Annotated in this window: 10 protein-coding genes; 4 read left to right on the plus strand and 6 right to left on the minus strand. The window is 41.0% G+C overall.

Going from position 1 to position 6,992, the window contains the following annotated elements; all coding sequences use genetic code 11:
- Positions 1-107: 107 nt before the first annotated feature.
- Positions 108-1,055 carry a nucleoside hydrolase gene (locus WD019_RS16705; RefSeq protein WP_425712242.1) on the minus strand — a complete coding sequence of 316 codons (948 nt, stop codon included), beginning with the start codon at positions 1,053-1,055 and terminating at the stop codon, positions 108-110.
- A 212-nt stretch (positions 1,056-1,267) separates the two neighbouring features.
- Here WD019_RS16705 and WD019_RS16710 point away from each other — a divergent pair, with 212 nt between their 5' ends.
- Positions 1,268-1,429: an aspartyl-phosphate phosphatase Spo0E family protein gene (locus WD019_RS16710; protein ID WP_081412617.1), complete on the plus strand. Its 162-nt coding sequence runs from the start codon at positions 1,268-1,270 to the stop codon at positions 1,427-1,429.
- 267 nt (positions 1,430-1,696) lie between these two features.
- Complete coding sequence (locus tag WD019_RS16715; RefSeq protein WP_026677345.1) at positions 1,697-1,981, plus strand: AbrB/MazE/SpoVT family DNA-binding domain-containing protein; 285 nt, start codon at positions 1,697-1,699, stop codon at positions 1,979-1,981.
- Between the two features lie 119 nt (positions 1,982-2,100).
- On the opposite strand, the gene WD019_RS16720 is transcribed toward WD019_RS16715, so the two are convergent.
- Genes WD019_RS16720 through WD019_RS16730 form a run of 3 tightly spaced genes read right to left on the minus strand, consistent with a single transcriptional unit; the run spans position 2,101 to position 4,571 of the window.
- Positions 2,101-2,868 (minus strand): VOC family protein, encoded by a 768-nt coding sequence (locus WD019_RS16720; RefSeq protein WP_425712237.1) that lies wholly within the window; start codon positions 2,866-2,868, stop codon positions 2,101-2,103.
- A 30-nt stretch (positions 2,869-2,898) separates the two neighbouring features.
- Positions 2,899-4,377 carry a sodium:solute symporter family protein gene (locus tag WD019_RS16725; protein ID WP_425712238.1) on the minus strand — a complete coding sequence of 493 codons (1,479 nt, stop codon included), beginning with the start codon at positions 4,375-4,377 and terminating at the stop codon, positions 2,899-2,901.
- On the minus strand, positions 4,374-4,571 hold the full coding sequence (locus tag WD019_RS16730) for a DUF3311 domain-containing protein (RefSeq protein ID WP_026677343.1): 198 nt from the start codon (positions 4,569-4,571) through the stop codon (positions 4,374-4,376). Before WD019_RS16730 ends, WD019_RS16725 begins: the two co-directional genes overlap by 4 nt.
- A 246-nt stretch (positions 4,572-4,817) precedes the next feature.
- Between WD019_RS16730 and WD019_RS16735 the strand changes: the two genes are divergently transcribed.
- Both WD019_RS16735 and WD019_RS16740 read left to right on the plus strand, forming a co-directional pair.
- Entirely contained in the window at positions 4,818-5,330 is a 513-nt protein-coding gene (locus WD019_RS16735; protein WP_026677342.1) for a DoxX family membrane protein, read from the plus strand.
- A 75-nt stretch (positions 5,331-5,405) separates the two neighbouring features.
- Positions 5,406-5,552, plus strand: a complete 147-nt coding sequence (locus tag WD019_RS16740; RefSeq protein WP_154657937.1) for a hypothetical protein — start codon at positions 5,406-5,408, stop codon at positions 5,550-5,552.
- A 471-nt stretch (positions 5,553-6,023) separates the two neighbouring features.
- Here the strand turns inward: WD019_RS16740 and WD019_RS16745 are convergent, their stop codons facing one another.
- On the minus strand, positions 6,024-6,476 hold the full coding sequence (locus WD019_RS16745; RefSeq protein ID WP_425712239.1) for a hypothetical protein: 453 nt from the start codon (positions 6,474-6,476) through the stop codon (positions 6,024-6,026).
- A gap of 205 nt (positions 6,477-6,681) precedes the next feature.
- Positions 6,682-6,918 (minus strand): hypothetical protein, encoded by a 237-nt coding sequence (locus WD019_RS16750; protein ID WP_425712240.1) that lies wholly within the window; start codon positions 6,916-6,918, stop codon positions 6,682-6,684.
- Positions 6,919-6,992: the final 74 nt, after the last annotated feature.

Raw genomic sequence — 6,992 nt, forward strand, 5'->3', positions numbered from 1 at the left:
ACAGTCATTCATTATTATATGCCATGTGCTTCCATTTTGTCAAGCAGCTAATAAATAAAAGATGTTGCTTTAACTTTTGCATTAAAACAACATCTTTACTCATGGCGCTACTCTTTCACTTTTTTCGCAAGCCCGGTAATGTATGCAAAGAAACGGTCTGCATCAACGTCATATACGACATGAACAGGGCGGCCTTCTTCCGCTTCCACCGTCCGTCCCTGACTTGGCCCATCAGGGTAAACGATGCTTTTCACCATTTTCTTCTGAACTAATGAAGGATCGCCCACTGATGCGGTAGTCAGCACGTCCCATAAATAATACGTTGAGTTGGTTGCAAAATGAACTAGTGGCGGGCACATCGCATAACATTGGCCGAGGAAGTCCACCCCGAGATGTCTCCTCTCTTTTGCCCAGCGATTGCGTACATCCTGGGTCAATGGCACTTTATTCGTACTTTCGAGGGCAACCATATCGATGTCGATCCCGCTCTTCCATACACGGCTGACGGCTTCCGGATCCCAGAACGCATTCCATTCTGCTGTCCCATCATGTTCAGGCTCTTCAACATTTCCGACATCAAGAAATGTTCCGCCCATCCAGAAAAGCTTTTCAATCTTTTCCTCAATATCAGGCGCCTCATCCAGAGCCCGTGCCAAATCGGTTAACGGACCTGTGAATAATAAAGTCGTTTTCTCATCCTGTTTGCGAATTTGATCGATCATATGTTGATGGGCGGGCTTTGCCGCAACGGGTGTTACTACCTTTCCCGATTCGTTTAAAATCGGCAGCGCATCCACGAAGAAAGCATGCATCCGCCATTCTTTCGGAAATGGATTTTTCCCGCGCGAATTGGACTTTGCCACCTCAATCGTCCTGCCGCCTCCAAAACGATCGATGATCTTTTGGCTGGCAATCGTAGCCGGTTCAATATAACAGTCGCCATCAATGACCGATACGCCTGTTAGCTCAATTGAATCCATTTGCAGCAATAGAAAAAGCGAAACAAGATCGTCAACGCCGCCGTCATGATTAAAATAAACTTTCTTCTTCTCCATCATCATTTTTCCTTCCGCTTCTTTTTTTGTCAGACCTTAACCAATTGAACTATAACTTATTCTTTGCGCAAAAGTAAAGAAACGACATTTTTCCAGAAAATATTTATCTATATATTGTTTCTAAATATAGACAACACACTATATGTAGTGTAAAATAAAAATAATAGAATGCTAGAAGCGATAATCAGATCGTTCTGATAGGAGGAATTGAAATGATTCATCAAAATCTAGTAACCCTTGAACAAGAAATTGATAAAATTCGTGTTGCAATGTACGAAATGAGTAAAAAGGTAAAGTGTTTGACCGATCCGATTCTCGTTGAGCTTAGCCAGCAATTGGATCAAAAATTGAATGAATTGTCACGGTGTGCTTAAAAGTTGCCTTCCTATTAATTGTTGCTATGGGAGGCAACTTTTAATTTATTGTTTGTAATTTTTTAAATTGTTTTGTAATTTTTTTTATATTTGTTTAGAGCCCCCATAAATGTTTAGTATAATAACGAAAAATATTTGAAAGTGAAATCGCCAACTCTTGCCAACCAGGGATAATTATAGTAAGATTTCGCTTTTTTAAACGCTTTGCCACAGATAAAAAACTTTTTAAAAATAGTTTTTAATTTAGCAAATGAGAGGAGAATGATGATGAAAGCGACTGGTGTTGTACGAAAAGTGGATGAACTGGGACGAATTGTGTTGCCTATCGAGTTAAGAAGAATTATGGATATTAATATTAAAGACCCGATTGAAATTTTCGTAGATGATGACCAAATTATTCTTCAAAAGTTTTCGTCCAATATGGCCTGTCAAATTACAGGAGAAGTTTCCAATGACAACTTCGCGGTTGCCGGCGGGAAAATCGTACTGAGCCGGGAAGGCGCAAAAATTCTTTTAGAAGAACTTGAAGCAAAAATGGCTGCAAATAAATAAGCAAAAACCGAAGCAGGGAATACTCCCGCTTCGGTTTTTTAGTAAAAATGAGATCAATTGGGGGATCGCTAATTTAGCCTAATCTTCCTTCCTTTTCTCTTCTCTAATGAGACATTTTCTTATTCAATAGACAGCTGATGGCTCAGGTTTACAGAATAGACCCGTTCTCCGTTTTCTTTAAGAAATGTTTCTGCAAGTCCATTTCCGAGTGGCGAGCAAAAGTGTAAATTGCCTCCGTCTAACGTCAAACTGATGCATTTCGCACTGAGCTTCTCATCCACATACTCCTTTGCCTGTTGCAACCCAAACAACTGGCCCCACTTATTTGCCGCCTTTTTCGCATCATGAACGATGATTTTAACATGCTCAACTGTAATTTCGCCAAGTGGATGATCAGCAATGTTCTTTCTTCTTTTTAACTCTTCCAGCCGATCATCATCCCTTTGCTCCCAATCGATGAAAAAAGGATACGGAAGATTCTCAAAACCGCCTTGAATGAAAAGCAGCTTCCATTCAAGAAGCGTTCCGTCAGGCAGTTTCCTTGCGCCCGGCACGATTGTTGTCTTTAATCCCTTTTCAATCAAACGTTTGTTTAATTCTTTAATCGCATTCGTGCGAATCGCGATTTGCCCTGGCCCCTCCCTTTTTGGCAAATCATGAAGAAGCTGGCGGATAAGAAGGTTGTCCGTTTCTTGTTCTGCCATTTCGCGATTTTCAAGCCCTAAAAACTCGACATACGTTAATCCGAAATAACAAAGCCCGTTGTACGTCCCCCATGTTTCATGGCGGCCGCCCATTGCCGCATGGAGCCCTCTCTCCCGCATTTCTTCTATTTTCTTTTCTGCATCATTTGTAAAATAAACGATATGATCCAGTGCCAGTTTCATCGATCTCCCCCTCATTTTAAAGTCGTTCTGTTACACAGCCTCTTCGCTTTTAGTCGCTTTTTTCACGGTGAATGGACGAGTTAAGAAACTGACAAGAAAAAGCAGTACAACATTCACAATCAAAGCGACAATCCCGATGTTTAAGTCTTTCACAGCCTGCGGAAGGGTTGGGAACATCGTACCAAGCGTGTTCTCTGATATGGTCGTGTAAGCGACGACCACTACTCCTGCAATCATTCCGGCAAATGCGCCTTGCTTCGTTACAAATGGCTTTTTCGCAAGGCTAAAGAGAAGCGCCGGAAAGAGCTGCGTAACAAGGCTATACCCCATAAGAAGGAGCGTCACAATCGTATTTCCACCTTTAAAAGAGAAATAAACAGCAACCAGAGCAACGAGCGGCACGAAATACTTCGCCAAAACGGCAACTTGTTTTTCAGAAGCTGATGGAACTACTGCTTTGTACACATTTTTCGCAAGCAATGTGGAAGCCGCCATCAAAATCATCGATCCCGGCACGAGAGCCGTCAAAAGACCAGCCGCCCCAATGAGCCCGATCACCCACGGATCAAACGTGGCGACCGATAGTTTAAATAAAGAAAGGTCCGCATCTGCACCCTCAAGCCCCGGAACTTTTAAGATGGCCGCAAATCCGACAAACATAACGAGCAGGAGGACGATCGAATAAAGCGGCATGACCATCGCATTTTTCCGGAATACTCTTGCGCTTTTGGCAGAGTAAGCAGAGGCAAACGTATGCGGCCACATATAAAAGCCAAATACCGTTAACAAAACCGTTGAAATAAACCAGGAAATGCTCATTCCTTTTTCAGGCAGAGTGAGAAAACCGGGTTTTGCCGCATCAATTGCCTCAAACATCGGCTGGAACCCGCCATAATAATGGATCGGCAAATAGATGCCTAAAAACATGACGACGGCAAGAATCATAATATCTTTCAAAACGGAAGTCCATGCCGAGCCATGGATTCCGGAAACCATCACATAGATCGTAATGGTGAGAACGCCAACCCAGACCGCCGCCACGGGTGAGATTTTGCCATAGGAAGCCTGGGATACGATGATGCCCAGGCCTTTTAATTGAAGAACAAGGTATGGAATCAAGGCAACAGCACCGACGAGCGAAACAAAAATACCTAAATTCGGACTGTCATACTTTTTTACGAAAAAATCCGGCTGTGACATTAATTGATGCTTTTTGGCATAGTGCCAAACAGGTGGAAGGAGCCAGTACGATAGGATGTAGCCGAGCGTGCTATAGGCAAGAATGTATAATGCCGGACCGCCTTTTCCATACGCCCAACCGCTTCCGCCTAAAAACGTGAACGTCGTATACAGCTCCCCTGCCATTAGCAAAAAGACGAACAGCGCGCCAAAGCCCCTGCCTCCGACCGTCCATTGTTCAAGGTTCATGTCTTTCCCTTTTTTCGCTTGAATGCCAAGATATAAGGAAACGATTAAAAAGACGGCTAATATGGCTAAAGAAACATTCATTCAGCCCCCTCCTTGTTTACAGGATCAATTTTAAAAACAATAGCCATGATCATCGACGTTAAGATGAGCCAGAGTAAAATCCAAAAGAACATAAACGGCAACCCGAGTACATACGGCGTTACCCGGTTCGCAAAAAAGATGCCGCCAAGGACGCCAATAAACGGGATGATCGATAATACATGCGTCAGTTTCATCTGTTTCCTTCCCCTTTCCATCATTTCATTCGCTTGCCCATTGTCTATTTCCAGCCATTATAATCCAGACTGAATTATTTGAAAAGAAAGAATACACCCCCTTTTTAGGATTCACTGCAAAATGGTGCTTATCGCCTAATTTTTTAATCGCACATCACCCACGTTAGTGGACAAAAGTACTATTGACAAAACACATTTAAATCAAGATAATGAGAATGATTATCATTATTGTTTAGGAGGGCACTTATGTTTCTTTCATTTTTAAGAACGAATCTCTATTGTTCCTATTTTTTAACCGTGGTGCGTTTGTATCTCGGATTTCAATGGCTTGAGGCCGGATGGGGGAAAATATCAGGAGGATCGTTCGACGCAGCCGGTTTTCTAAAAGGGGCATTGCAGAACACCTCCGGTGATCACCCCGCTGTTCAGCCATGGTGGGCCGAGTTTGTGGAGCATGTCGCGCTTCCGAATGTCGCCGTTTTTAACATGCTCGTGCCATGGGGCGAATTTCTCGTCGGGCTCGGGCTGATTTTGGGGACATTCACAACGTTTGCGGCACTAATGGGGGCGGTCATGAATTTAGCTTACCTCTTATCTGGGGCAATAAGCACAAATCCACAAATGATGGTCCTTGAATTTTTGATTCTAGTTGCTGGATTTAATGCTGCTAGAGTGGGCATCGACTATTGGCTCATTCCTTTCGTTCGTACAAAATTAACGGCCGGCAAAAAGAAAAGTCTGTTGCCTAAAAGCGCTTAACCCGATGAACTTGCATGGATTTCGTCCGCTCAGTAAACAATATAGCTACGTTTGTACATAAGGAGGGAATTCATCTTGAAAGAAGACAAAAAGCGCCGAGAAGAAACAACAGGTGAATTTAACGATGACGAGCTGTACGCGGAAGTCGAATTGTCCGACCAAGCAGTTATCCAGGGAATCGCCGAACACCTCGCCCATCAGGAAGACGAGAAAGGAAAATAAAGTCAGGCAGTTAGCTTAAGCGCTAACTGCCGTTGCAAAAAAAGCTAGTTGCAATATCTAGTTCCCCTTCTAAAAAAAGTTTGGATTTAAGTAATAAGATATTCTAATTTTAGAACACCTCGTTAGATCTGTGAAATGAGGAAAAACGCTCACGAATTTTTACATCAATTAAAATGATTTCGTTATCGGACAATAAATGCTCTTATTTGGACAATAAGTCATCCGGTTTAGACAATAAAATCTTACTTTTGGACAATAAGTGAAAAAAATACTAAACTTATTGTCCGACTGAGGTCATTTATTGTCCGATAGTATCTATTTATTATCGGAAATCCACTGTTTATTGTCCAAATGCCATGAAAATAGAACCACACTAGGAAGTTTGATCCTGTTTTTGCTTCCAGCCTCTTATCTTTTTTACAGGTGAAAATTTATTCTTGAAAAATAAGAACTTTCTTCGCTAAAAAGGGATTAGTTACAATATTTAATATTATTTGTTAATATACGCGGTCCTATTTTTTTGGTTTTTGAATTCGAAACCCGAATTTGAACTTGTACATTTTCCATTTTTGCTGTAATCAAATCAAATCTTCCAGCCCAAGTTGGACTATTCTCTTCTGGTGTAGGGTAAAGTTTAAACCGCCAACTTATTTCATTCGGTTTAAATACAAATCCTTCATAACTATCATAATTTCCATAGGATGATGGTTCCGGAAGATGAACGGCAAGAATACTCACATTAGTCCGTGAAAAAGATGGTGGGTTTAATTGTACTTTGTAAACCAGTGCTGTTCCCATTGCATTTTTTAAATTCTTATCAACTGGCTTTAAAACCATACTACAAGGCATTGTAATCGCATTTGTTTGGGACGGATATATTGCAAAAACTGTGGTTAATAAACTAACCAAAACAAATTGTCTCATAAAGCACCTCTTACAGTTCTTTTGGTTAGTTTGCCCGACTTTATTTTCAACTAAACTGATCCCAAAAATGTCATACAAAACCACCTAATTTGACAATTAAAATCAAAGTATTTTGGACTCGCTATTTGAATAATGTTAGTTAGTCTCTCTTTCTATCAGTATTTGTTATCGAGTTAGTCTTTGTTCTATATACCCCAAGTCAAATTTACTCTTTTTTAAAAAAGAAGCCTTGTCCATTTTCTTGTTCCATAAATCCTGATAAAGTTGATGAGTTTTCTACTATATTTTGTTCTTCTGCTGTTATAACTGTTTTTTGGTCTTCCGTTTTTGGAGACAACATCCTTTCTCTATTTTCTTGTTCTTCTTTTGTTACAACTCTGAAAACATCTCCTGTCAACCTCAGTTGAAAATTCCCCAAAAATGCCGTTTTAAAATTCCCCATTATTAACACAAAAAGCTCTATCTTTCTATGGTATCACTTCCTTTCAATCGTGTTTGGGATTCCTTTTCCCCCTC

Source organism: Fictibacillus sp. Mic-4 (assembly GCF_049843615.1).
Classification (GTDB): Bacteria; Bacillota; Bacilli; order Bacillales; family Fictibacillaceae; genus Fictibacillus_A; species Fictibacillus_A gelatini.